Origin of the sequence: Prochlorococcus sp. MIT 0603 (genome assembly GCF_000760215.1) — a bacterium.
In the GTDB taxonomy this organism is placed as follows: Bacteria; Cyanobacteriota; Cyanobacteriia; order PCC-6307; family Cyanobiaceae; genus Prochlorococcus_E.
Map to the genome: position 1 here is coordinate 150,218 of NZ_JNAW01000001.1, position 21,921 is coordinate 172,138.

Genomic DNA, 21,921 nt, shown 5'->3' on the forward strand with positions numbered 1-21,921 from the left:
CGCCTATGAAGGCGATGATTCTAGCTGCAGGTAAAGGGACCCGTGTTCAACCTATTACCCATGTAGTTCCTAAACCAATGATTCCAATCATTCAGAAGCCTGTAATGGAATTTTTGTTGGAACTTTTGAAGGAACATGGTTTTAAAGAAATAATGGTGAATGTTTCTCACTTAGCAGAAGAAATAGAGAATTATTTCAGAGATGGACAAAGGTTTGGAGTAGAGATTGCTTATAGCTTTGAGGGGCGAATAGAAGATGGTGAGCTTGTTGGAGATGCCCTTGGCTCAGCGGGAGGGCTGAAAAAAATTCAAGATTTCCAACAGTTTTTTGATGATACTTTTGTTGTCCTTTGTGGAGATGCCTTAATAGATTTAGATCTTACTGAAGCAGTCAAACGGCATAAGCAGAAAGGAGCTTTAGCTACTCTGATTACAAAATCTGTCCCTAAGGATCAAGTAACTAGTTATGGTGTTGTGGTTACTGATGATCAAGATAGGGTAAAAGCTTTTCAAGAAAAACCTTCGATAGATTCAGCTCTTAGTAATAAGATTAATACAGGGATATACTTGTTTGAACCTGAGATTTTTGAATATATACCTTCCAATAAGCCGTTTGATATTGGATCAGATCTTTTCCCTAAATTAGTTGAAGAAGGGGCACCGTTTTTTGCATTATCTATGGACTTTGAATGGGTTGATATAGGTAAAGTTCCTGATTATTGGAAAGCAATTCGTAATGTTTTGTTGGGTGAAGTACGTCAAGTAGATATTCCAGGTAAAGAAGTAAGGCCAGGCATATTTACTGGCTTAAATGTTGCTGCGAATTGGGATAAAATTAATGTTAAAGGACCCATTTATGTGGGTGGAATGACACGTATAGAAGATGGGGCAACAATTATTGGACCTTCGATGATTGGACCAAGTTGTTGTATTTGTGAAGGAGCAACTATAGATAATTCAATTATTTTTGATTATTCTCGTATAGGTCCTGGAGTTCAACTATTAGAAAAGTTAGTTTTTGGTAGGTATTGCGTTGATAAAAATGGTGATCATTTTGATTTGCAGGAAGCTGCTCTTGATTGGTTGATTACAGATTCACGAAGGCAAGATTTAGGTGAACCATCACCTCAGCAAAAGGCTATGGCGGAGTTATTAGGGACAGATCTTATAGGCTCGGCAAGTTGATTTTCGCTTGATTGAGTATGGCAGGTATGTGATGCTCTGCTTTTATTGCCATAATATGTACTCCTTTTGCTATCCCAGTAAATCTTCTGACTTGTTCAGCGGCTATTTGTATACCTTCCAAAGAAGGGTCTTTAGCATTTGCAAGTCTATTTACTATAGAAGTTGGAATGCATGCACCTGGCACTACCTTGTTTATAAATTCAGCATTCTTGGCAGATTTCAGTAAGAAGACACCTGCTAAAACAGGTAACTCAAGTGGATCTGAAATTTCTTTGCAGAATTGCTCTAGATTTCTAGCGTCCATAATCATCTGAGTTTGGACGAAGCGAGCTCCTGCAAGTTTCTTCCTTTCTAATCTTTTTCTTAAGCTATTTGCATTTGTTGAATTAGGGTCTGCAGCTGCACCAGGGAATAATTCAGTTGGTCCATTAGGTAGCAATCCAGAAACAGGGTCTTCGCCTTTATTGAATGCAGCAACTTGTTTGAGAAGTTTTACCGATTCATAATCGTGCACTGGCCTTGCATTTGGTTGATCTCCTGCCCGGACTGGATCGCCAGTAAGACATAGTAGATTTCTAATTCCAAGTGCATGTGCTCCAAGGATTTCTGCTTGTATTCCAATACGATTTTTATCCCTGCATGCTATTTGAAGGATAGGCTCTATGTTGTTTTCTAGTAGTAATTTACAAACCGCAAGACTACTCATTCTCATTATTGCTCTGCTCCCATCAGTAACATTGACTGAATGTACGAACCCGTTCAGATTTTCAGCAGCAGCAAGGGTTTTAGAGATATCTCCTCCTCTTGGAGGCATGACTTCAGCAGTGATTGTAATGTCACTAGATGCAAGAGATTTTTGAAGAATGGAATTCAATTTCTTATGAGATAATTACTATTGCTTATCAATGACCCTAGCCTGCGTAATATGAATTAAATAAGTCGAGATGGAGGGCATGTTTTCAGGAGATTTCTCCAATTCGGTTCAAATGTCCCTTTCGGCAAGAGAGATGGAGATTATTGAACTAGTTGCTGACGGGCTAACTAATCAAGAGATAGCTCAAAAGTTAACCATTAGTAAACGTACTGTAGATAATCATGTGAGCAATATGTTTACGAAAACTGGATCTAAGAATCGGGTTGCTCTTTTGAATTGGGCTATGGATCATGGGAAAATCTGTAGGGATGGTTTTAATTGTTGTTCTTTGCCAGATGAGACTGAGGATTCTTCGACTGATACTTAAGGTCTAATATGTTTGGATCGGGTAAGTTAATTAACGAGTATTCTTCAGAGGAAATATCTAAAAGCTCTGCATAGGCTATACAGGACTCCTTGTCAGAACCAGTGAAACGGAGGATACCGTCTATATCGTATAAGTTATACAAAGTCAGACCTCCTGAAAATTAGATTGCTAAGAAGAATCCAGGTAGAAAGGAAATATAAAAAGAATATTAAGAGAGCTAGGGGCTTTTATTTATTGAAGATTGAAACGTTGACGTTCTGTTATAGACCATTCAGTGATTGGTGATTTAGCGAGTGCTGCATTGCTGAATGACTTTACTCCAGTTATTTCATGACTACACCAACTTGGCTTTGTAATCTTTTCTTTTTCTGAATTTAATTCTACTTCTGCTAGTACAAGAGGGAAATTTTTACCCTCAAAACAATCAACAACCCATTTGCCTTGTTCAAAATTGAGAATATGTCGCTTTTTTTTAATTTTATTGGAGATTAGATCCCACATGTATAGAGCATCTTTTATAGGGATGGGATATTCGAATTCATGATTTATCATTTCAGTTGCCCGAGCTTTCAGTGTGATTTCAGAGTGTTTTTCATTAATTATTCTAAGTCTAACGATCCACTCTTCAAAACTTGTTGAGAAATAACCTTGGTGGAATGCTTTGACTTCAGTTGACAATTCTTTCCATGCATTCCCTTGGACAATAAAGCGACGCTCGATTTCAAGACCCATTTCTAATTAGTAGGATTCGTGTTTACATTTGCCAAGCTGCCTGCCCAATGAAGCTTTTTTGTGAGGGTTCTGAAATAGGAAGGACTTTGTTCGAGAATTACCATTTGAGCAAGATGTCTAGCTTTTTGAATTGAGCAATATTGTCCTTCTTCAATGAGAGCACTTCCCACACCATCCTGCCAAACTTTCACCCTACCTTTTTTGACCCCGATAGGTTTAATAGTCAGATTTGAACCTGCAGGCACAACAATGGGTCGACTGGATAGACTCATTGGACATATTGCGCTAACAATTATTGCTTCAATTCCAGGGTGCAGTATTGGCCCTCCAGTTGCCATTGCATATGCGGTTGAACCAGTAGGAGTAGATACAATTAGACCATCACCTTTATAAATATCTACAGATTCACCATCTATTTCAACTTCAAGAGTACATGTTGGTGAAATTTCATCACGGTATGCACGAAAGTAAATGTCATTTAATGCCCAGAAGATATTTCCTTTTACTATTTGAGGATTAATTGATTTATGACTACCCAAACTACCTTGAAGCATCATTCTCCTCTCTATAGCAAAATGATCATTTTTAATTCTTTTCCATAAACTTTTACTTTTTAAAATTTGCCGATCATGTGTAAGAAAACCAAGATTGCCCCCAACATTAAAACTTAAAATAGGTATGTGATGACTTGCAAGATATCTTGCCGCCCCAAGAACGGTTCCATCACCCCCTAAAACTAAAGCTAAATCAGGTAAAATTAGTGATTGTTCTAAAAGATCGGGAAAAGTATTTGCTTCAATACCACTTTGGGCAGAGACTACTTTAATCCCTAATGATTGAAGTTGATCAGAACAAAATGATGCTTCTTTTTCTGCTGATTTACTATTTGACTTATATATAATCCAAACTAAATTTAGTTTCATATTTTTATATATTTACCATTTAAGGAGATTAAAGCTTTCCATATCTACAGTTGTTCTATTGCGATATAGAGATAGTAGTATTGCTAGTCCAACAGCAGCTTCCGCTGCTGCAACTGTAATTACGAAGACAGTGAACACTTGGCCTCTAATTAGATTACCATCAATATAGGAGGAGAATGCCATTAAATTTATATTAACAGCATTGAGCATTAGCTCAATGCTCATTAATACGCGCACTGCATTCCTGCTATTAATTAGGCCCCAAACACCTATGCAAAAAAGCATTGAACCTACCAATAAATAAGCCTCCAAAGGTATTGGCTCTTTTAAATTGAACATAGAATCTAATACTGAAGCTACAATTTTTAATTGATCAATCTTCAGATTGATCAATTAAGCTACCACCACTTGTATTTGCAATAACTTCTTTATTGTTAAAATCATTTTCACTAAATTTATAAGATAAAACATCTCTCCGGGCTAAAACTATTGCTCCAATCATTGCCATCAACAAAAGTACAGATGCCAATTCAAAAGGCAGAAGATAATCAGTAAAGAGATGCTCGCCAATTCTTTCTGTTGCCTCTTCTCCTATAGCCTGAGGACCTGGTGTTGACCAATTTGTAGTTAAATCTACTCTAAATAAAAGTACAAGTAGTCCTGCACATACTGCTCCAGAAAAGAATTTCCTTACTCTTAAACCTTTGATTGGTTGAAGTTCTTCACGTTTATTAACTAGCATTATTGCAAAAAGAATTAAAACATTGACTGCTCCTACATAGACAAGAACTTGAGCAGCAGCAACAAAACTTGCATTTAATAAAAGGTATAAACCTGCGACAGACATAAAAACGCCACCAAGTAAAAAAGCGGAATAAACAATATTTTCTATCAAAACAACTCCTAGACTTCCGCTAATAATAATGCTTGATAAAATTAAGAAGCAAATCTGTTCAGTAACACTTGCAATACTCATTTTATTCCTGATCTAAAGTAGATTCATCTGCATTGATATTTGATCCTTCAGTTTTACTTTGGGCTAACTTTTTGTTTTTGATTAAATCAATTAATTCTGAAGGTAAGTTGCCAGCTCTAGATGCATCGTTAGGCAATTCATGAGGGTCCATAATGTCTACAGGTAAATAACCTAGTTCTCTTAATGGCCTGACTGATGGATCTGAAGTTACATTTGTGGGAAGTCTTCCAAGTGCTACATTATCAAAATTAAGACTATGCCTATCAAAAGCTGCAAGCTCATATTCTTCTGTCATTGAAAGACAATTAGTAGGGCAATATTCAACACAATTTCCACAGAAAATACAAACACCAAAATCTATTGAGTAATTGCGAAGCTCTTTCTTTTTGGTTTCTTTATTCATTACCCAATCAACTACAGGTAAATTAATTGGGCACACTCTTACACAAACTTCACAAGCTATACATTTATCAAATTCATAATGAATCCTGCCTCTATATCGTTCCGAAGGTATTAATTTTTCATATGGGTATTGCACTGTTATAGGTCTTCTACGCATATGATCAAATGTAACTGCTAAACCTTGCAATAGATATTTACCTGCACTTACAGCATTTTCACTGTATTCAGTTATTTTTTGAAAAAAGGTACCCATTGTAATTTCTTTAATTATTTGGTGAACCTATTAATTAGATCTTACAGCGATTTCTAGAGAAATAAGTAGCTTTATTTTTAAAAATGTGAATTGTTTTCAATTGCTAATTACTTCTGGGCCTCTCAACCACCAAAGGCTATTGGAAATGCAAGCTTTAGAGCTGCAGTAAATAGTAAATTGACTAGAGAAATTGGTAGTAAAAATTTCCATCCAAGGTCAAGTAATTGATCAATTCGGACTCTAGGAGTTGTCCACCTAAGTAATATTGCTACGAATACTAAAAGGTAAGTCTTGAACACTGTCATCACTATGCCTAAAGAGGCAGTAATGATTTGAATCACCGAGGCATTGATAGGTTGATCTAAAATATTGGCTATCCATTCAACTGGGATAGGGAATCCCCAGCCACCTAGATATAGAACAGATACCAACAAAGACGATAAAACTAAATTGATATAACTCCCTAAATAAAATAAGGCGAATTTCATTCCTGCATATTCAGTTTGATATCCAGCAACCAGTTCTTCTTCTGCTTCAGGCAGATCAAAGGGGAGTCTTTCACATTCGGCAAGAGCACATATCCAAAAAATCAGAAACCCAACAGGTTGTCGCCATATATTCCAGCTAAGGAAACCAATACTATTTTGTTGATTGACAATATCAATTGTGCTCAATGAATTGCTCATCATGACTACTGCTAGAACAGCTAAAGCAAGTGGTATCTCGTAACTGATTGATTGTGCTGCTGCCCTAAGGCCACCAAGGAGTGAATATTTGTTATTGGATGCATATCCACTCATTAATAATCCAATTGGTTGAATACTACTTAAGGCAATCCATAAGAAAATTCCTATTCCTACATTGCTGATCAACAAATTCTGGCCAAATGGGATGATTAACCAAGATAAAATTACTGGAATTAAAACTAAAACAGGTCCAAGTGTAAAAAGTAAACCATCAGCTTTTTGAGGTATAACATCTTCCTTGACAAGAAGTTTTAAGCCGTCGGCCATAGGTTGTAAAATTCCTAATGCCCCAGCATATTCTGGTCCGATTCTTTGTTGTGCTGCTGCCGATATTTTCCTTTCCAGCCATACAGTCACTAGGACACCTATTAAAGCCACTGTTAACACCAAAAGCATTGGCAGTGGCAGCCAAAGAAGGTGAGAAATGCTTGATGAGAAACCTATACCTTCTAAAAGATTGCTGAAGCTTTCCTCAAGGTTTAAACCTTCGTTCACTACAGCAATTAAAACTGATTTAAGCGTAGTGACCATTCTGGATAATCAATTACTACTAATTTAGTCCTATTACTTCGTTGTTCGCTCCTCTAATGGTTTCCAAGTTCTAGTTTTCTCACCTGTATAAATTTGGGTTGGCCTGAAAATGCGATTAGTACTCAACTGTTCTCGCCAATGAGCAAGCCATCCAGCTACTCTTGAAATAGCAAAAATAGGTGTGTATAAATCTCTTGGTATCCCTAGTTTTCGATAAACAAGACCTGAATAAAAGTCAACATTTGGATAAATACCTTTTGGCCCTAGTAAGGGAGAAGCTTGTTCTTCTACAGCTTTTGCAATGTCATACATTTCGTCTTTACCAAATCTTGCAAATAAATCTTCTGCAAAACTTTGCAAGAGAGTAGCCCTGGGGTCTTTGACTTTATATTCTCTATGACCAAAGCCCATGATTTTACTTTTTTGGTTTATAGCATTTGTCAAAAATGACTTTGCTTGATCTGGTGAATTAATTTCTTTTAGCATTGCGATAACATCTTCGTTTGCCCCTCCATGTAATGGACCTGCGAGTGTTCCAACTGCTGATGCAATGACTGCGTATGGATCTGTGAGTGTGCTTGCCGTTACTCGAGCACTAAATGTGCTTGCATTCAAGCTGTGCTCTGCATGAAGAATTAAACATCTATCAAAAACCCTTGCTGCTAGAGGATCTGGTTCGCGTTCAGTGAGCATATAAAGAAAATTTGCTGAATAGGGTAGATCGTCTCTTGGTTGTATTGGATCTTGCCCTTTCCTAATTAGTTGAAATGCTGCAACCATTGTAGGGATTTTTGCAATTAACCTAACTACTGCGTCGTAGATATATTCAGGATCATCAATTGCCCTTCTTGAGTAAAATAAACCTAAAGATGCAGCGCTTGATTGAAGTGCATCCATAGGATGCCCAGTCGCTGGAAAGCATTTCATCATATCCCTCACTCTGAAACTTAATCTGCGATGCATTTGTATTGCATTTTCGAAGTCCCTTAATTCTTGAGAGCTTGGTAGTTCTCCCCAGATAAGCAGATAAGTTGTTTCTAAGAAGCTGCTTTTGGCTGCTAACTCTGCGATTGGATATCCTCTGTATTTCAGCTCCCCTTTAGTTCCATTGATATCACAAATGGCAGACTGAGCAACTGGCACTCCTTCAAGTCCAGGTCTTAAGATTGCTGTGCTTTTATTTTCGAGGTTTTCTATAGATTCATGCTCCAATACTTGCCACTATAACGATAGTGAGAAATCCTTCCTATTAAGCGATGGATCAGTTTGTCAAAGCAAATATTTCAATTGATTGAAAGCATTGCTTTGAAATTTAATTTGGACTCCTGATTTTCATCTTTTGTCCCAAGAGCTAAATTTAGGGATTTGATTTTTGGCTTTGATGGCCCACTAGATATTGTTTTTAGTAATTGAAATGGTCCCCAATTTGCTAAGAATTTTTCTGCAGAATTTTCCCTAAGGTATAATTGTTGGTGAAAATTCTTGTTATCGCTAACATTAATTTTTAGCAATTCATTTTTATCAGGGTATGATGAATCTTCTTGATAAAAGCTATCAATTGAAGATATTGAATTAGTCCAAATAAGCTTATTTTGCTCCTCAAATAGAATTACTCCTATATCAGGTATTAATTTATAATCTGAATTAATCTCCTTTGTAATTAGTTTGGACCAAACTATTATATCCTTATCTTTCACATGTAGAACTGATTTATTAAAACCTCTTTCTTCTATAATTGTTTCTATCTTTTGGACTTGTCCGTAATCATCTGACTCAATAATCCACCCATCTTTTTTCTTAATTAATACTAATGGACCTTTTCCTAACTCTATTATCTGCTTTGCTACATTAGAGTCAAATTCATTAATTATCTCTTCTAATAATCCTTTAATATATAGAGAGTAAATATCAGTACTATCTCTACTTATAACTTTCCTATCTTCACTCAAAATAGAAATTTCAAGAGCACCATTGATTTCATTGCCTATTAACTCATAGCCTGAATTTATCTGATATTCGCTAGCTGTAATTTTGTCCTTAAGTATACAAAATCCATCTAAAAAAATGTCCTTTCCTTTTAAATTTATTGAACCTACAAAGCCATTATAAGTCATGTCTTCATAACTATATTCAGGCGTTTTAATAAATGAATTCAATGCCTTGTTTGATGCATGTATTAAAGCTAAGCCCTGATCCAAATCTTTTATTGAATTCTTAAGCTGAATATTATTGAGTTGATTAGCCTTTGAATCCTTGCTTATTTTAATTGCTTGAATAAGCATTTCTTTGTTAGATGAAATTAGAACTATACTGTCCTCACCTAATGTCATTGCTATATTCCCATTCTTGCCTTTAGTGGACAATGATTCTGTATAAATTACCTCTTGACTTTGATACATATCTCTCTTGATATCAGCTTTATTCGATGATTTATCTCCCCAATATCTATTGAGAAAAGTCTTTGCTTCTTCGTTTGATCTTGCCTCCAAAGCTAGAATCCAGTTTTGACTATTTGTTTTTCCGTAGGAATTTGAAATAGTAAAACTGAAATTCGAACTTATCCAATCTGATAAATCAGTATTAAAGTCTAGACTAGTTAAATCAAATAAACCATCTCTAATCTTAATTCCATTTTTGTAAGGAACATTTCTTTTTTTGTTGTTAGCTGATGATTCAAAATATTTTGGTATTTTATTAGGATTAAAATAAAAATGAATTGTCAGGTAAGCATCGTTTGAAAAATATTTTGCTGCTTTAGGAAGTTCTAATTGTTTATTCGTTAGAATGGAAGACTCTTTGTGATTGGTAGTTTTCCATATCCCAAACGCAATGATAAGTAGCAGAACTGTTATTAAAACTAATCTAATAACAGCCTGTGGTAACTTTAGATTTCTCAAAAGTTTGCTTGCTTATCCTTCTATATAAGATAAGCGTGAATTCTTTTTTGATTCTTTAAGATAAAGAAATGAATCAGAAAAATCCTAGTCAAATTTCTCCTGAGAAATTAAAAGAGTTTCTTAATGAAGCCTCTCCAAGCCTTAGTTTGGTAGATGTTAGAGAGAAAGAAGAATTGCTTATTGCCCCATTTACCTACAAAGTTTTTCATTTGCCTTTAAGTGATTTTACTTCTTGGGCTAAAGATATTTCATACCAATTACCTATAGAGAAACCAGTTGTAGCTATATGCCACTCTGGAATCAGAAGTTTTAATTTTGGTATCTGGTTAATAGAACAAGATTCTCGATACCAAGTTTGGAACCTAGAGGGAGGGATAGACTCTTGGAGTCAATCAATTGATCCTTCTGTGAAGCGCTATTAATTAGCAGTTCTAAAAGAAAATCTTCAATTGGTTGAATTCAGCTTTTCTGCAACTGTATTTACATCTTTATCACCACGTCCAGAGAGGTTAATAACAATTTCTATGCCTGCTGAAAGAGTGGGACAAAGCTTTTCCAGAAAAGCTAAAGCATGCGCTGTTTCTAGTGCTGGAATAATGCCTTCTTTTTTACTTAGTAGTTGAAGGGCGTCAAGAGCTTCTTTATCAGTGACAGCAGCATATTCAGCTCTGCCTATTTCTTTCAAATAGCTGTGCTCAGGACCAACTCCTGGATAATCGAGCCCAGCACTAATTGAATGAGCCTCCTTGACTTGCCCATCTGAGTCTTGCAGTAGAAGGCTCATTGACCCATGTAAGACCCCTATTCGTCCTTGGGTAATTGTTGCAGCATGATGTTTTGTATTGACTCCTTCCCCAGCAGCTTCGACTCCAATCATTCTTACTGACTTATCTTCTACAAAGGGGTGGAATAAACCCATTGCGTTTGATCCTCCTCCTACGCAAGCAAGGAGGATATCTGGTGAACGTCCAAATGCTTCAAGACATTGATCTTTTGTTTCTTCGCCAATTACTGCATGAAAATCTCTTACTAGCATTGGATAAGGATGGGGACCAGCGACTGATCCAAGAATGTAGTGTGTCGTTTCTACGTTGGTAACCCAATCTCGAATTGCTTCACTGGTGGCATCTTTTAATGTGGCTGTGCCGGCAGAGACTGGCTGAACTTTTGCGCCAAGTAATTTCATACGGAATACATTTAAAGACTGTCTTCTCATATCTTCTTTACCCATGTAGATAACACAATCCAGTCCGAATCTTGCGCATACAGTTGCTGTTGCGACACCATGTTGTCCAGCACCAGTTTCTGCGATAATTCTTTTTTTTCCCATCCTCATTGCTAACAAGGCTTGCCCTAGGGCATTGTTTATTTTATGAGCTCCTGTGTGATTTAAGTCTTCTCTCTTTAGCCAAATCCTTGGTCCGCCTTTTTTGTTTTGGTAATATTCGCTAAGTCTTTTCGCCTCATATAAAGGTGTTTGTCTACCTACATATGTTTTTAATAATAGAGAGAGTTCACTAGTAAAGGTTTCGTCTAGCCATGCTTCCTTTGCTTCTTTCTCTAGTTCAGTTAGAGCAGGAATAAGTGTTTCAGGTACATATTGCCCTCCATAGCGTCCAAATCTTCCCAAGGGAGATGGGCGTTCACTTATATGAAGACTTTGATTTTTGATTTGAGAAGAAAATGTACTTTTCACCTTGTTAAGGAGGAATATATTTAATAGGTTAAAGACTTCGAAAAAAATGCCTCAAGGGAATTGGCGAGAATTTGAAAATCTTGAAACTAATACTAATGTGGAAAGCTATTCAAATAGTCCGTTAAAGGGTGATAGGACAGTAAGAGTTCAAAGGACAAGAGTTGGAAAGAGTGGAAAGATGGTAACTGTTATTAAAGGATTAGGTTTAAACCATGAAGATTCAAAAATCCTCTTAAAGAAACTGAAAACCAGATGTGGTTCTGGTGGAACCTTCAAAGAAGGCATTATTGAGTTGCAAGGGGATCAGATTCAACAAGCAATTGAACTGCTCAAGAAAGAGGGGTTTCAACCAAAACAATCTGGTGGATAATTAACTCAAGGGTTAATTTATCCCGCTCCCATGTAAAAATTGTTATTGAAATACCTACAAATCATTAGAAAAAATGACTGACAATGCTTCAAATATTGTTTGGCATAAAGCTTCAGTTGATCGTCAGTCTGTTGAAGGGCAAAAAGGTCATAAAAGTATAATCCTTTGGTTCACAGGCTTATCAGGGTCAGGGAAAAGTACGTTGGCAAATGCTGTGAATTCTTATTTATTTGAAAAGGGTTTTTCTACCTATGTTTTGGATGGCGACAATATTCGACATGGCTTATGCAAAGATTTGGGTTTTTCTGATGTTGATAGGGAAGAAAATATTCGTCGCATTGGCGAAGTTTCAAAATTATTTCTTGATGCTGGAGTAATAGTTTTAACGGCTTTTGTTTCCCCTTTTCGAAGTGATCGGGAAAAAGCTAAAAATTTGGTCAATCAAAACGATTTTCTTGAGATCTTTTGTGCTGCAAATTTAGATGTTTGCGAAAAACGAGATACAAAAGGACTTTATGCTAAAGCTAGGGCAGGACATATTAAAGATTTTACAGGAATTTCTAGTCCTTATGAGGCCCCTGAAAATCCAGATTTAATTATTGATACTGGAATCAAAGACTTAGAAGAATGTGTTGAGGTTGTTATTACTAAGTTAATTGAATTAAAAATTATTTGATTCAACCTAAATCACATCTGTGTTAAATAAGTTGATGCTCCCAAGCTATTTAGCTTGTTATCTTTTTTTATAACGTTATTTCTAAGATCATCTCTATATTTTAATATTTTAGATTTTAGTGATGGTATTGATGTGCTCAAGATTTGAGCTGCTAATAAACCAGCATTTAAACCACCGTTTATAGCTACTGTTGCAACTGGTATTCCAGCTGGCATTTGAACAATTGAATATAAGGAATCAATTCCTTTTAATGCTTTTGATTCTATTGGTACTCCAATAACTGGGAGGCTTGTAATCGATGCGATCATTCCTGGTAAATGGGCTGCTCCACCAGCTCCAGCAATAATAACTTTTAGACCTTTGTCTTCTGCTTGGTTAGCAAAATCAACCATACGAATAGGAGTTCTATGGGCTGAAAGAATCCTAGTCTCTACTTTTAGGCTAAACCCCTCTAAAAGCTTAATTGCTGGTTCTAGAGAAGGTAGATCTGAATCACTACCCATCACTACAGCGACTATCATTGATTGATCAGCATCTGCTGAAATCACTTTATTATTAAGCAGGGTTCAATATTAATAATGACGAGAATCTCGAAACTCTGCATAGGCTATTAAAAGAATCTACTTAAATGCGTAATCTCATTAATGTTCAGATACCAGATCCACATTTTTTCTCTTTGAAGGAAAAATTGTGGTCGATTCAGATTGATGAGAATGACCACATTCTTTCTTTGAATCCAATGCAAAGTGAAATATCCGAAATTGGAGAAGATTGGGCTGGTGATTGGCTAAGTCCACGAGGTATAGATCTTCAAATCAATGGGGGGCTTGGACTAGCATTTACTGATTTAGACTTTAAACAATTACCCAAGTTAAATGAATTCTTGAATTTACTTTGGAGAGATGGAATAGAAGCTATTTCACCAACATTAGTAAGCTGCAGTATTGAATCTTTAAGAAGATCTCTAGCGGTTATACAATTAGCTCGAAAGGAAACTTGTATTAATAGATCAAAACTACTGGGAGCTCACCTTGAGGGGCCTTTTTTATCAATGAATTATCAAGGGGCTCATAATCATAATCACTTTTGTTTGCCAAGTTTATCGGCTTTAGATAAAAGGATTAATGGCTTTGAACGAGAAATTGCTTTGGTAACGATGGCTCCTGAATTACCAGGCTCTTCAGAAGTTATTAAAAGATTGAATGATCTTGGAATTCTTGTCTCTTTAGGCCATTCATCAGCTAATTCGAATATCTGTAGATCTTCTTTTGATTTAGGAATAAGCATGATTACTCATGCTTTTAATGCTATGCCAGGACTTCATCATAGAGATCCAGGCCCAGTAGGTGAAGCAATATCTCATGGCCAGATTTCAATGGGACTTATTGCTGATGGAATCCATGTACATCCAAATATGGTAATTATTCTTCAAAAGTTAGCTAGAGATAGCCTGTTCTTGGTTAGTGATGCTTTATCTCCTTATGGATTGGAAGCAAAACAATATCAGTGGGATCAAAGATTAGTATTTATTGATGAAGGGGTTTGTAGATTAGATGATGGCACTTTGGCTGGAACAACTCTTTCTTTATTAGAGGGTTGTAAACGACTTGCCAAGTGGACCAAAGATCCTTCTTTTGCTATTTGGGCAGCCACAGTCTCCCCTAGACATGTATTAGAAAAAGGAAAAGGCATTAAAGAATTTTTTGTTGGCCATTCTTTGGAAAAATTTTTGAGATGGAATTTAAATTTTGATTCTTATTCTCTTAATTGGAAATCAGCTAAGTAGTATTCTTCGTTTATTAATGATTATTTAAATGAACGAGAAAGGTCTAAACAAATTAAAGCAGTCTGAGAAGGCTGAAGTCTTAGATTACTTTAATGGGACTGGTTTTGAAAGATGGAATCGGATTTATAGCAATAGTGATGAAGTCAATAAGGTTCAGAGGAATATTCGGCTAGGTCACCAAAAAACGGTTGATGATGTGTTGTCTTGGATTCAAGAAAATGAAGGGATTAGAAAAATGAGTTTTTGTGATGCTGGATGTGGTGTTGGGAGTCTTACTTTGCCTCTGATATCAATGGGAGCAGCTTCTGTTTTTGCTAGTGACATTTCTGACGCAATGGTTAAAGAAACTAAGCGCAGAGCCGAAATCGATGGACTAAATTTAGATAGAGTGACTTTTCATACTTCTGATTTAGAGAATTTGGAGGGTTCATTCCATACAGTAATCTGCTTGGATGTATTTATTCATTATCCACAAATTGCAGCAGAAGAAATGGTTCGTCATTTATGTGATATGAGTGAAAAAAGATTGATTGTAAGCTTTGCTCCATATACGCCTTTCTTGGCTTTGTTGAAATTAATAGGCCAATTTTTCCCAGGGCCAAGCAAAACTACTCGTGCTTATATACTTAAAGAAAAAGGAATAGTAAACTCTGCATTGAAATGTGGTTTCAAGATTAAGCGCAGAAAATTAAATCAAGCACCTTTTTATTTTTCACAATTAATAGAATTTGAAAGGGTATAGTTTAGTTGCTGATTAACGACAAAGATATTATGTAACTAAATGATTTTCTAGAGCATATCTAACCAGCTCTGTTCTACTAGAAGTTCCAGTTTTAATAAATAGACGACTTACGTATTTTTCTACATTTCGAATAGATGTTTCTAGTTGTCTTGCAATTTCTTTATTCATTAAACCTTCTGCTACTAGCTGAAGAACGCTTGCTTCCCTGGGAGTAAAATTTGGAATAATCAGATCCTTCCTTGAAGAATTAGTATCATTTTGAGTCAGCATCGACTTGATTTCAGTAATTTGTTTGGCCATTTGCCCAACATCTGTATCAGCAAAACGAGCTGCCTCAGCCAATAATCTTTCTTGACGCCTAACGACATTTTTGACTCTCGCTATTAATTCATCAGGATCAAATGGTTTCGAAATATAGTCATCTACTCCTGCTTGATATCCTTGAGTGCGATCTAAGGTCATTCCTTTGGCTGTGAGGAAAATTACTGGTGTTCCCCCCAACCGTTCATCTTCACGAAGTTTTTTTAATAAGTCGTATCCGTCATATCTAGGCATCATTACATCAGTAAGGACAACATCAGGCATCATTTGTTTTGCTTTTTGTAAGCCATCTTCGCCATCTATTGCAGTTTGAACTTCAAAACCTTCGTCTTCTAAGTAGGCTTTTACAGCAGTTCTAATCCCAGGTTCATCATCTACTAGTAAGACGCGAGCTTTTTGCTGATCTTCTAGAGTTGACACTTGTTGTTCATTCATGAAATTTAGTTTTGGGAGGTTTAGGACTTTTAAAGCAATATCATCCAGGATATTGGTGTTTGAGAGACTTTTACGAATCATTTAATGAAGACAACCCCTCTTGACTTTGATTACCAATCAACCACCCCTTGTGATAACAAGGTTCTTGAGGCAATGTTTCCTTATTGGAATCAGGATTGGGGTAATCCTTCTAGTCGTAACAATCGAATTAGCATTAAGGCTTCAGCTGCCATCAGTTTGGCACGTGAACAATTAGCAGACTTGCTGAAAATCTCTCCCAAAAGATTGATTTTCACTAGTGGAGCGACGGAAGCAAATAATTTAGCTTTGCTTGGCCATGCAAGGGCAAAGGCGCGTCAGAATGGTTTTCCTGGTCATTTAATTACACTTTCAACTGAGCATAATTCTGTAATTGCACCAATTAGACAACTTAGAAAAGAAGGGTTTCATATTACAGAGTTAACCCCAGACTTAGACGGAATTATTTCTTTGGAAAGCTTAAAAGACTCATTTTTAGAAGATACTTTATTAGTAAGTGTAATGATTGCAAATAATGAAATAGGTGTTGTACAACCTATTTCTGAAATTGCTTCTCTATGTAATCAACGTGGGGTTGCTTTTCATTCTGATATGTCACAAGGCTTTGGAAACTTAACTATTGATTTTAGTAATATAGGAATTGATCTAATGAGTTTTAGTGGTCATAAAATATACGGCCCTAAAGGCATTGGTTTATTAGTTGTAGGAGAAGATTGCATTATCGAACCTTTGCAATGGGGAGGTGATCAAGAGAATGGTTTAAGAGCTGGTACCCTTCCTGTACCTTTGATTGTTGGCTTTGTAAAAGCAGCTGAAATTGCTAATCAAAACCAATCTTTTTATGCAAAGAACATAAAAGATATGCGAAATGAATTATGGCAAGGCTTGAATCAAAAAATTCCTGACTTAATACTTAATGGCTCTTTGGAAAAGCGACTTCCTAATAATTTGAATTTTACAGTAAAAGGAGTTATTGGCAGTAAATTACATAAACAGTTGCGACCTTTTATCTCTTGCAGCAGTGGTTCTGCATGCAGCAATGGTGCTCCTTCCCATGTTCTTTTATCAATTGGAAGAAGCACACAAGAAGCTGAAGCTTCATTGCGTCTTAGTTTAGGTCGCGCAACAAATTTCGATGAGGTGGATATTGCTATCAATATTATTTCAAAGGTTGTGTATCAGTTAAGAGGCTAATATTTTAGGTTGCTTTTTGATAGCTAATCTGAACTTTGCGCTTCTACTTCGTGGGTTGATTGACTTTTCATCAGAGCTTGCAGTAATTGGTTTGCGAGTGATTCTTTCTAGACGTTCATCATTAATAAAAGAATGTTTAACTAATCTGTCTTCTAAAGAATGAAAACTAATGATCCCAAAACCTCCACCAGGTAGTAGCCAGTTTGGAGCATTTTTTAGAAGGGTTTCAAGATTTTCTAATTCATTATTAATAGCAATACGTAAAGCTTGAAAGGTTCTGGTTGCAGGATGAATTCGCCCATTTCGCATTTTAGGTGGGTAGCAACTTGCTATTGCATATGCAAGCGAGGCAGTACCTTCATAAGAACCTTTTCTTGATAAATCATTCTTTATTCGCTTTGCTATGCGCCTTGAGAATCTTTCTTCACCATATTTATAGATTAAATCTGCTAATGCTTTTTCATCAGTTTGTTCTATTAAATCTTGCGCTTTGATTCCTTTTTCAGGATTCATGCGCATATCTAGTGGTCCATCTAGGCGAAAACTAAACCCTCTAGATGCTTGATCAATTTGTGGACTGCTGACACCTAGATCAGCCAAAATAAACGATACTTTTTCTTCAGAAAAAAAATCTGCAAAGTTTGATGAAATAATTTTTACCCTTGAATCAAATTTCAGTAGCTTTTTTGATGCAGCAGTTATGGCAGTTGGGTCTTGATCTAGGCCGATTATGTGAAGATTTGGAAATTTTTCTAGGATTAAGCTGGCATGCCCTCCCCCCCCCAGAGTTGCATCAATAACCTTGCTTTTATTGAGTAGGCTTGCAGGGAGTTGGCGAATTGCTTCAATTATTTCTTTAGATAGTACAGGTGTGTGTTTGAATTTTGATTTGACCAAGTTGGATTCTTCTTTCATGACTACTTCCTAATATCTAAGTATCTATTAAAAATTTCGCCACATGTCGCAGCTGGAAACGCGAACGGAGCCAATGGTGGTGAATTTTGGCCCGCATCATCCTTCCATGCATGGTGTTTTGCGCTTAGTAGTCACCCTTGATGGTGAAGATGTAATTGATTGTGAGCCAGTAATTGGATACCTACACCGGGGGATGGAGAAAATTGCTGAAAACAGAACAAATGTAATGTTTGTTCCGTACGTCAGTCGGATGGATTATGCCGCCGGTATGTTTTATGAGGCAATTGTTGTAAATGCTCCTGAACGGTTGGCAAATATTTCTATACCTAAGCGGGCAAGTTATATACGTGTGTTAATGCTTGAGTTAAATAGGATTGCCAACCATCTGCTTTGGTTAGGCCCGTTCTTGGCAGATGTAGGTGCCCAAACTCCTTTCTTCTATATATTTAGAGAGCGTGAAATGATTTATGACCTTTGGGAGGCAGCTACAGGTCAAAGGTTGATTAATAATAATTTCTTTCGTATAGGTGGCGTTGCTTGTGATTTGCCTTGGGGATGGCTTGAGAAATGTAAAGACTTTTGCGATTGGTTTGGCCCTAAGATTGATGAATACGAGAAACTAATCACCAACAACCCAATATTTCGGCGGCGTATAGAGGGTTTGGGCACTATCGAAAAGGATCAAGCAATTAATTGGAGTCTTTCTGGCCCAATGTTACGTGCATCTGGAGTCCCTTGGGATTTAAGAAAGGTTGACCATTATGAGTGTTATGACGATTTTGACTGGGATGTTGCATTTGAACAAGAAGGTGATTGTTATGCTAGGTATCGAGTTCGGATTGAAGAGATGCGTCAATCTTTAAGGATATTAAATCAAGCTTGTGAGCAGATTCCTGGTGGGCCTACAGAGAACCTTGAGGCATATCGTGAAGTAGAGGGAAAAAAGAGTTCTTTTTCGGGATTTGATTATCAGTATGTTGCTAAAAAAGTTGCACCAACTTTTAAAATTCCTCACGGAGAGTTATATACACGGTTGGAATCTGGAAAAGGTGAAATAGGTGTTTTTATTCAAGGGACTAATGATGTGACTCCATGGAGATTTAAAATTAGAGCTGCTGATCTAAATAATCTACAAATTTTGCCTCATATTTTAAAGGGTGCCAAAGTTGCTGATATCATGGCAATTCTTGGCTCAATAGACGTCATAATGGGTTCAGTAGATCGTTAATTGCAGTGTTATCTAAGAAGCCTCCTGATTGGCTACATTTACAACGTGCTTCTCGTTTTGGTGATATTGATACTGCAGGAGTTATTCATTTTCATAACCTATTCCGTTGGTGTCATGAGGCTTGGGAGGAAAGTTTAGAGAGGTATGGAATTAATGCTGTTGATGTTTTCCCTTCAATTATAGATCACAAGTCTTTGATATCGATTGCTTTACCAATTGTCCATTGTGAAGCTGATTTTTTTGCACCTATTCGAATAGCAGAAAACTTGGAGATTGAGCTTGTTCCAATCAAGTTAGATCCTGGAAGTTTTCAAGTGAAATACAATTTCTATCAAGGAAAAAATATTGTTGCGGTTGCTCTTATTAGACATCGTTCTATTAATATTGAAACACGTCATCCTTGTTCTCTCCCAGAAGGTATTCAACTTTGGTTAGAAGCCTCTTCATTAAATAAAGGTATTAGCTCTCTTTAGCTTCTAACCAGGATTGCCATTTTGTGATTTCCCATTTTCCTAATTGATTTGGTGATAGTTCTGGACAATTGTGCCATTGAATTGGTCTTTCAAAGCAAGGCCATTCTTCGGTAAGCCTTTTAAGTTTCTGTAAAGATTGATGTGGATTAGTTTGTTTAGTAGTTTTGAATCTTACAAGTGCTACTAACCGTTCTCCCCATTCCTCATCCTTAGTGGATAGCATTAAAATCCTTTTTATTGCGATGCCGTTTTTTTGGGCAGCATTCAGTAGACGAGCTTGAAGTTTTTCTGGAAAGATAATCTCACCCCCTGAATTAATAGCTGTATCTCTTCTTCCAATAATGCTTAGTTGCTGTACGTGATGAGAGAGTATTAATTCGGCATTGTCTCCTGACTCCCACCATCCTTCTTTGTCTCCAAGAGATTGAAGACTTCCATCTTTGTTAAGGACTTTGGCTAATCGTTGAGTACGGATTTGCAATGCATTTGATTTTCCAATCCGTAATTCAACATCACTTAATGGTTCCCCCAGGCTATTAATGCCTGAAAGGAAATCCTTTGGACTTTGAATGCTTACCATTGCTGCCGTTTCTGTTGTCCCATAACATGGTGCTAGCTGAAGCTCTAAGTTCCTTGCTCTTTCAGCTAAGTTTTCGGGTATAGCAGAACCTCCTACCCATATAACAGAGAATAGTTTGAGCCAATTCAGACCTTCAGGATGTTGAATTAGTCGGGTTAGTTGGGTTGGAACTAAGGATGTAAGCATTGGACCTAACCCTTTATCAATAAGATAATGACTGGTTTCCATTAGTAGCCTTGGATTATTGATTAATTTAGGTGTTATCCAAATATGATTGGTATTCCAACAACGACTTCTCCACCAAGGTAGTAAACCGCTGACATGGTGGAGTGGTAAAGGATTGATAATTTGGCATTCCTGAGGTTTTAACCCTTGTCTTTCAAGCCATTGTGCTGTAGCTAATGCCGATTTATCTAGATTGCTACATGGATGTAGACATTGCTTATTTATACCACTACTACCACCACCGTTTATAATAATGCCAACTTCTTGTGTTGAGATTATTCTTTTGGAAAAATTTTGATTGGTGTTCTTAGGGAGCAATTCAACCCACTTCCCATTGCCTAATTCATGGGCAAGAGAGTTTGAGCATTCTTCAACTTGTTGGCGATCGCAAAATATAGTAGAAACTCTTTTCATGCTGCCTCCCAAACTGATTGAGGATTATTACTGAAAAGAGGACCATCGGGACACCATCCTGGGGCCAAGCCAGGCAATGTAGGTGTAGGACCTTGTTGTTGTAGTGAAGCCAGATGCTCAACCCATCGTCGACCTATGCCTGTCTCAAAGCATGTACTGATAACTCTATATCCAACATTCTCATTTAATTCTTTTAGTAGGTAGCGAGGATCTCCTTCTATTAATGGACGACGTATTTGCCAGCTTTTCCAAGTTTTACGTAACGATGGTTTTAGAAGTAGAGATTCATCAAGTGCGACTGGAATATGTTGAGACAATTTCTTTAGTCCTTCAATATCATCCATAGGCAATGGTTGTTCTAACCATTCTAGTCTTGGCTCATGCTGTAATTGGCTCATCCATGCCTTAGCTTGGCTTCGCTCCCAACTTCCATTGGCGTCAATTCTTAGATTTGCATTGGCAGGTAGCTTATAAAGAATTTCCTGAAGTAATCTTTCTTCTAAGTCATTTGACTTAATACCAACCTTCCATTTGAACGTTAATTTGTGCTGCAATTTAGAATGATTTTCCAGTGTCGAATCAAGAGTTTTTTTTAGCAATGATTCATCATTAGGTAATAACACAGCAGATGTTGAAGACTGCAGCCACTTTTGATTGGAATTATTCCCAATTAAGTAGTCCATTTCTGCTAGAGCAGCACCTATTGCAAATCCAAGACTCCCTGGCCAATTATTGATCTCTTCTTCTAAGTTCTGTCTAGAAGGTGAATTGCCTAGACCTTCAAGTATTGTTTTGCAGAAGTAAAGCTCTGATGCATTGAAGGGAGAGATTTCTCCCCATCCGAAGTTACCTGATGGATCTTCAAGCTTGATAAGCAAACCTTCCTTTCTCTTTATGACCCCTTGTGATCTTTTGAGAGACCTTGCTAAGTGGAAGGAAAAG

General features: G+C 36.8%; 25 protein-coding genes. 10 read left to right on the forward strand and 15 right to left on the reverse strand.

Annotation, left to right across the window (positions count from 1 at the left end; all coding sequences use genetic code 11):
- Positions 1 to 5 precede the first annotated feature (5 nt).
- Positions 6 to 1,184: a nucleotidyltransferase family protein gene (locus tag EV07_RS00760; protein ID WP_036916443.1), complete on the forward strand. Its 1,179-nt coding sequence runs from the start codon at positions 6 to 8 to the stop codon at positions 1,182 to 1,184.
- Here EV07_RS00760 and EV07_RS00765 read toward each other — a convergent pair.
- Positions 1,165 to 2,058, reverse strand: a complete 894-nt coding sequence (locus EV07_RS00765; protein WP_036916444.1) for a methylenetetrahydrofolate reductase — start codon at positions 2,056 to 2,058, stop codon at positions 1,165 to 1,167. The two genes, EV07_RS00760 and EV07_RS00765, sit on opposite strands and share 20 nt — an antisense overlap.
- A 79-nt stretch (positions 2,059 to 2,137) precedes the next feature.
- On the opposite strand from EV07_RS00765, the gene pedR reads away from it, so the two are divergent.
- Positions 2,138 to 2,425, forward strand: coding sequence for a photosynthetic electron transport-dependent transcriptional regulator PedR (pedR, locus tag EV07_RS00770; RefSeq protein ID WP_036916707.1), 288 nt, complete (start codon positions 2,138 to 2,140; stop codon positions 2,423 to 2,425).
- Between the two features lie 231 nt (positions 2,426 to 2,656).
- Here the strand turns inward: pedR and EV07_RS00775 are convergent, their stop codons facing one another.
- The 8 genes from EV07_RS00775 to EV07_RS00810 all read right to left on the reverse strand — a co-directional run bounded on the left by EV07_RS00775 (position 2,657) and on the right by EV07_RS00810 (position 9,885).
- Positions 2,657 to 3,157: a CYTH domain-containing protein gene (locus EV07_RS00775; protein WP_036916445.1), complete on the reverse strand. Its 501-nt coding sequence runs from the start codon at positions 3,155 to 3,157 to the stop codon at positions 2,657 to 2,659.
- A 2-nt stretch (positions 3,158 to 3,159) separates the two neighbouring features.
- On the reverse strand, positions 3,160 to 4,080 hold the full coding sequence (locus EV07_RS00780; protein ID WP_036916446.1) for an NAD(+) kinase: 921 nt from the start codon (positions 4,078 to 4,080) through the stop codon (positions 3,160 to 3,162).
- A 12-nt stretch (positions 4,081 to 4,092) separates the two neighbouring features.
- Positions 4,093 to 4,419 (reverse strand): NADH-quinone oxidoreductase subunit NuoK, encoded by a 327-nt coding sequence (gene nuoK / locus EV07_RS00785; protein ID WP_036916710.1) that lies wholly within the window; start codon positions 4,417 to 4,419, stop codon positions 4,093 to 4,095.
- Positions 4,420 to 4,453: 34 nt separating this feature from the next.
- On the reverse strand, positions 4,454 to 5,056 hold the full coding sequence (locus tag EV07_RS00790; RefSeq protein ID WP_036916447.1) for an NADH-quinone oxidoreductase subunit J: 603 nt from the start codon (positions 5,054 to 5,056) through the stop codon (positions 4,454 to 4,456).
- A gap of 1 nt (position 5,057) precedes the next feature.
- On the reverse strand, positions 5,058 to 5,711 hold the full coding sequence (ndhI, locus tag EV07_RS00795) for an NAD(P)H-quinone oxidoreductase subunit I (RefSeq protein WP_036916448.1): 654 nt from the start codon (positions 5,709 to 5,711) through the stop codon (positions 5,058 to 5,060).
- A 122-nt stretch (positions 5,712 to 5,833) separates the two neighbouring features.
- The gene (nuoH, locus tag EV07_RS00800; RefSeq protein ID WP_193742688.1) at positions 5,834 to 6,952 is read right to left on the reverse strand and encodes an NADH-quinone oxidoreductase subunit NuoH; all 1,119 of its coding nucleotides are present in this window, start codon (positions 6,950 to 6,952) and stop codon (positions 5,834 to 5,836) included.
- 69 nt (positions 6,953 to 7,021) lie between these two features.
- Entirely contained in the window at positions 7,022 to 8,200 is a 1,179-nt protein-coding gene (locus EV07_RS00805) for a citrate synthase (protein ID WP_052043803.1), read from the reverse strand.
- 71 nt (positions 8,201 to 8,271) lie between these two features.
- The gene (locus EV07_RS00810; RefSeq protein ID WP_036916450.1) at positions 8,272 to 9,885 is read right to left on the reverse strand and encodes a DUF3352 domain-containing protein; all 1,614 of its coding nucleotides are present in this window, start codon (positions 9,883 to 9,885) and stop codon (positions 8,272 to 8,274) included.
- Positions 9,886 to 9,953: 68 nt separating this feature from the next.
- On the opposite strand from EV07_RS00810, the gene EV07_RS00815 reads away from it, so the two are divergent.
- On the forward strand, positions 9,954 to 10,307 hold the full coding sequence (locus EV07_RS00815; RefSeq protein WP_036916451.1) for a rhodanese-like domain-containing protein: 354 nt from the start codon (positions 9,954 to 9,956) through the stop codon (positions 10,305 to 10,307).
- Positions 10,308 to 10,330: 23 nt separating this feature from the next.
- On the opposite strand, the gene trpB is transcribed toward EV07_RS00815, so the two are convergent.
- Positions 10,331 to 11,581 carry a tryptophan synthase subunit beta gene (trpB, locus tag EV07_RS00820; RefSeq protein ID WP_036916452.1) on the reverse strand — a complete coding sequence of 417 codons (1,251 nt, stop codon included), beginning with the start codon at positions 11,579 to 11,581 and terminating at the stop codon, positions 10,331 to 10,333.
- A gap of 46 nt (positions 11,582 to 11,627) precedes the next feature.
- Here trpB and EV07_RS00825 point away from each other — a divergent pair, with 46 nt between their 5' ends.
- A complete protein-coding gene (locus EV07_RS00825) occupies positions 11,628 to 11,951 on the forward strand; it encodes a translation initiation factor (protein WP_036916453.1) in 324 nt (107 codons plus the stop codon).
- A 73-nt stretch (positions 11,952 to 12,024) separates the two neighbouring features.
- Positions 12,025 to 12,627: an adenylyl-sulfate kinase gene (gene cysC / locus EV07_RS00830; protein WP_036916454.1), complete on the forward strand. Its 603-nt coding sequence runs from the start codon at positions 12,025 to 12,027 to the stop codon at positions 12,625 to 12,627.
- A gap of 11 nt (positions 12,628 to 12,638) precedes the next feature.
- Here cysC and purE read toward each other — a convergent pair whose 3' ends face one another.
- Positions 12,639 to 13,148: a 5-(carboxyamino)imidazole ribonucleotide mutase gene (gene purE, locus EV07_RS00835; RefSeq protein WP_036916716.1), complete on the reverse strand. Its 510-nt coding sequence runs from the start codon at positions 13,146 to 13,148 to the stop codon at positions 12,639 to 12,641.
- 107 nt (positions 13,149 to 13,255) lie between these two features.
- Here purE and EV07_RS00840 point away from each other — a divergent pair, with 107 nt between their 5' ends.
- A complete protein-coding gene (locus tag EV07_RS00840; protein ID WP_036916455.1) occupies positions 13,256 to 14,413 on the forward strand; it encodes an N-acetylglucosamine-6-phosphate deacetylase in 1,158 nt (385 codons plus the stop codon).
- A 28-nt stretch (positions 14,414 to 14,441) separates the two neighbouring features.
- On the forward strand, positions 14,442 to 15,155 hold the full coding sequence (bchM, locus tag EV07_RS00845; protein WP_036916456.1) for a magnesium protoporphyrin IX methyltransferase: 714 nt from the start codon (positions 14,442 to 14,444) through the stop codon (positions 15,153 to 15,155).
- A 27-nt stretch (positions 15,156 to 15,182) separates the two neighbouring features.
- On the opposite strand, the gene EV07_RS00850 is transcribed toward bchM, so the two are convergent.
- Entirely contained in the window at positions 15,183 to 15,911 is a 729-nt protein-coding gene (locus tag EV07_RS00850) for a response regulator transcription factor (RefSeq protein WP_036916718.1), read from the reverse strand.
- Positions 15,912 to 15,995: 84 nt separating this feature from the next.
- Here EV07_RS00850 and EV07_RS00855 point away from each other — a divergent pair, with 84 nt between their 5' ends.
- A complete protein-coding gene (locus EV07_RS00855) occupies positions 15,996 to 17,144 on the forward strand; it encodes a cysteine desulfurase family protein (RefSeq protein WP_036916457.1) in 1,149 nt (382 codons plus the stop codon).
- Here the strand turns inward: EV07_RS00855 and rsmH are convergent.
- Positions 17,133 to 18,059 carry a 16S rRNA (cytosine(1402)-N(4))-methyltransferase RsmH gene (rsmH, locus tag EV07_RS00860; RefSeq protein WP_036916458.1) on the reverse strand — a complete coding sequence of 309 codons (927 nt, stop codon included), beginning with the start codon at positions 18,057 to 18,059 and terminating at the stop codon, positions 17,133 to 17,135. The genes EV07_RS00855 and rsmH overlap by 12 nt on opposite strands.
- 43 nt (positions 18,060 to 18,102) lie before the next feature.
- Between rsmH and EV07_RS00865 the strand changes: the two genes are divergently transcribed.
- Positions 18,103 to 19,287 carry an NAD(P)H-quinone oxidoreductase subunit H gene (locus tag EV07_RS00865; RefSeq protein ID WP_036916459.1) on the forward strand — a complete coding sequence of 395 codons (1,185 nt, stop codon included), beginning with the start codon at positions 18,103 to 18,105 and terminating at the stop codon, positions 19,285 to 19,287.
- Between the two features lie 5 nt (positions 19,288 to 19,292).
- A complete protein-coding gene (locus EV07_RS00870; protein ID WP_036916460.1) occupies positions 19,293 to 19,760 on the forward strand; it encodes an acyl-CoA thioesterase in 468 nt (155 codons plus the stop codon).
- On the opposite strand, the gene EV07_RS00875 is transcribed toward EV07_RS00870, so the two are convergent.
- Positions 19,747 to 20,979, reverse strand: coding sequence for an AMP-binding protein (locus EV07_RS00875; RefSeq protein ID WP_036916461.1), 1,233 nt, complete (start codon positions 20,977 to 20,979; stop codon positions 19,747 to 19,749). The genes EV07_RS00870 and EV07_RS00875 overlap by 14 nt on opposite strands.
- The gene (locus tag EV07_RS00880; protein ID WP_241433962.1) at positions 20,976 to 21,857 is read right to left on the reverse strand and encodes an o-succinylbenzoate synthase; all 882 of its coding nucleotides are present in this window, start codon (positions 21,855 to 21,857) and stop codon (positions 20,976 to 20,978) included. Before EV07_RS00880 ends, EV07_RS00875 begins: the two co-directional genes overlap by 4 nt.
- Positions 21,858 to 21,921 lie beyond the last annotated feature (64 nt).

Coding starts and splice junctions, on each gene's coding strand:
- EV07_RS00760 (WP_036916443.1), top strand. CDS start 6: ATGAAGGCGATGATTCTAGCTGCAGGTAAAGGGACCCGTGTTCAACCT.
- pedR (WP_036916707.1), top strand. CDS start 2,138: ATGTTTTCAGGAGATTTCTCCAATTCGGTTCAAATGTCCCTTTCGGCA.
- EV07_RS00775 (WP_036916445.1), bottom strand. CDS start 3,157: ATGGGTCTTGAAATCGAGCGTCGCTTTATTGTCCAAGGGAATGCATGG.
- EV07_RS00780 (WP_036916446.1), bottom strand. CDS start 4,080: ATGAAACTAAATTTAGTTTGGATTATATATAAGTCAAATAGTAAATCA.
- nuoK (WP_036916710.1), bottom strand. CDS start 4,419: ATGTTCAATTTAAAAGAGCCAATACCTTTGGAGGCTTATTTATTGGTA.
- EV07_RS00790 (WP_036916447.1), bottom strand. CDS start 5,056: ATGAGTATTGCAAGTGTTACTGAACAGATTTGCTTCTTAATTTTATCA.
- ndhI (WP_036916448.1), bottom strand. CDS start 5,711: ATGGGTACCTTTTTTCAAAAAATAACTGAATACAGTGAAAATGCTGTA.
- EV07_RS00815 (WP_036916451.1), top strand. CDS start 9,954: ATGAATCAGAAAAATCCTAGTCAAATTTCTCCTGAGAAATTAAAAGAG.
- EV07_RS00825 (WP_036916453.1), top strand. CDS start 11,628: ATGCCTCAAGGGAATTGGCGAGAATTTGAAAATCTTGAAACTAATACT.
- cysC (WP_036916454.1), top strand. CDS start 12,025: ATGACTGACAATGCTTCAAATATTGTTTGGCATAAAGCTTCAGTTGAT.
- purE (WP_036916716.1), bottom strand. CDS start 13,148: ATGATAGTCGCTGTAGTGATGGGTAGTGATTCAGATCTACCTTCTCTA.
- EV07_RS00840 (WP_036916455.1), top strand. CDS start 13,256: ATGCGTAATCTCATTAATGTTCAGATACCAGATCCACATTTTTTCTCT.
- bchM (WP_036916456.1), top strand. CDS start 14,442: ATGAACGAGAAAGGTCTAAACAAATTAAAGCAGTCTGAGAAGGCTGAA.
- EV07_RS00850 (WP_036916718.1), bottom strand. CDS start 15,911: ATGAATGAACAACAAGTGTCAACTCTAGAAGATCAGCAAAAAGCTCGC.
- EV07_RS00855 (WP_036916457.1), top strand. CDS start 15,996: ATGAAGACAACCCCTCTTGACTTTGATTACCAATCAACCACCCCTTGT.
- rsmH (WP_036916458.1), bottom strand. CDS start 18,059: ATGAAAGAAGAATCCAACTTGGTCAAATCAAAATTCAAACACACACCT.
- EV07_RS00865 (WP_036916459.1), top strand. CDS start 18,103: ATGTCGCAGCTGGAAACGCGAACGGAGCCAATGGTGGTGAATTTTGGC.
- EV07_RS00875 (WP_036916461.1), bottom strand. CDS start 20,979: ATGAAAAGAGTTTCTACTATATTTTGCGATCGCCAACAAGTTGAAGAA.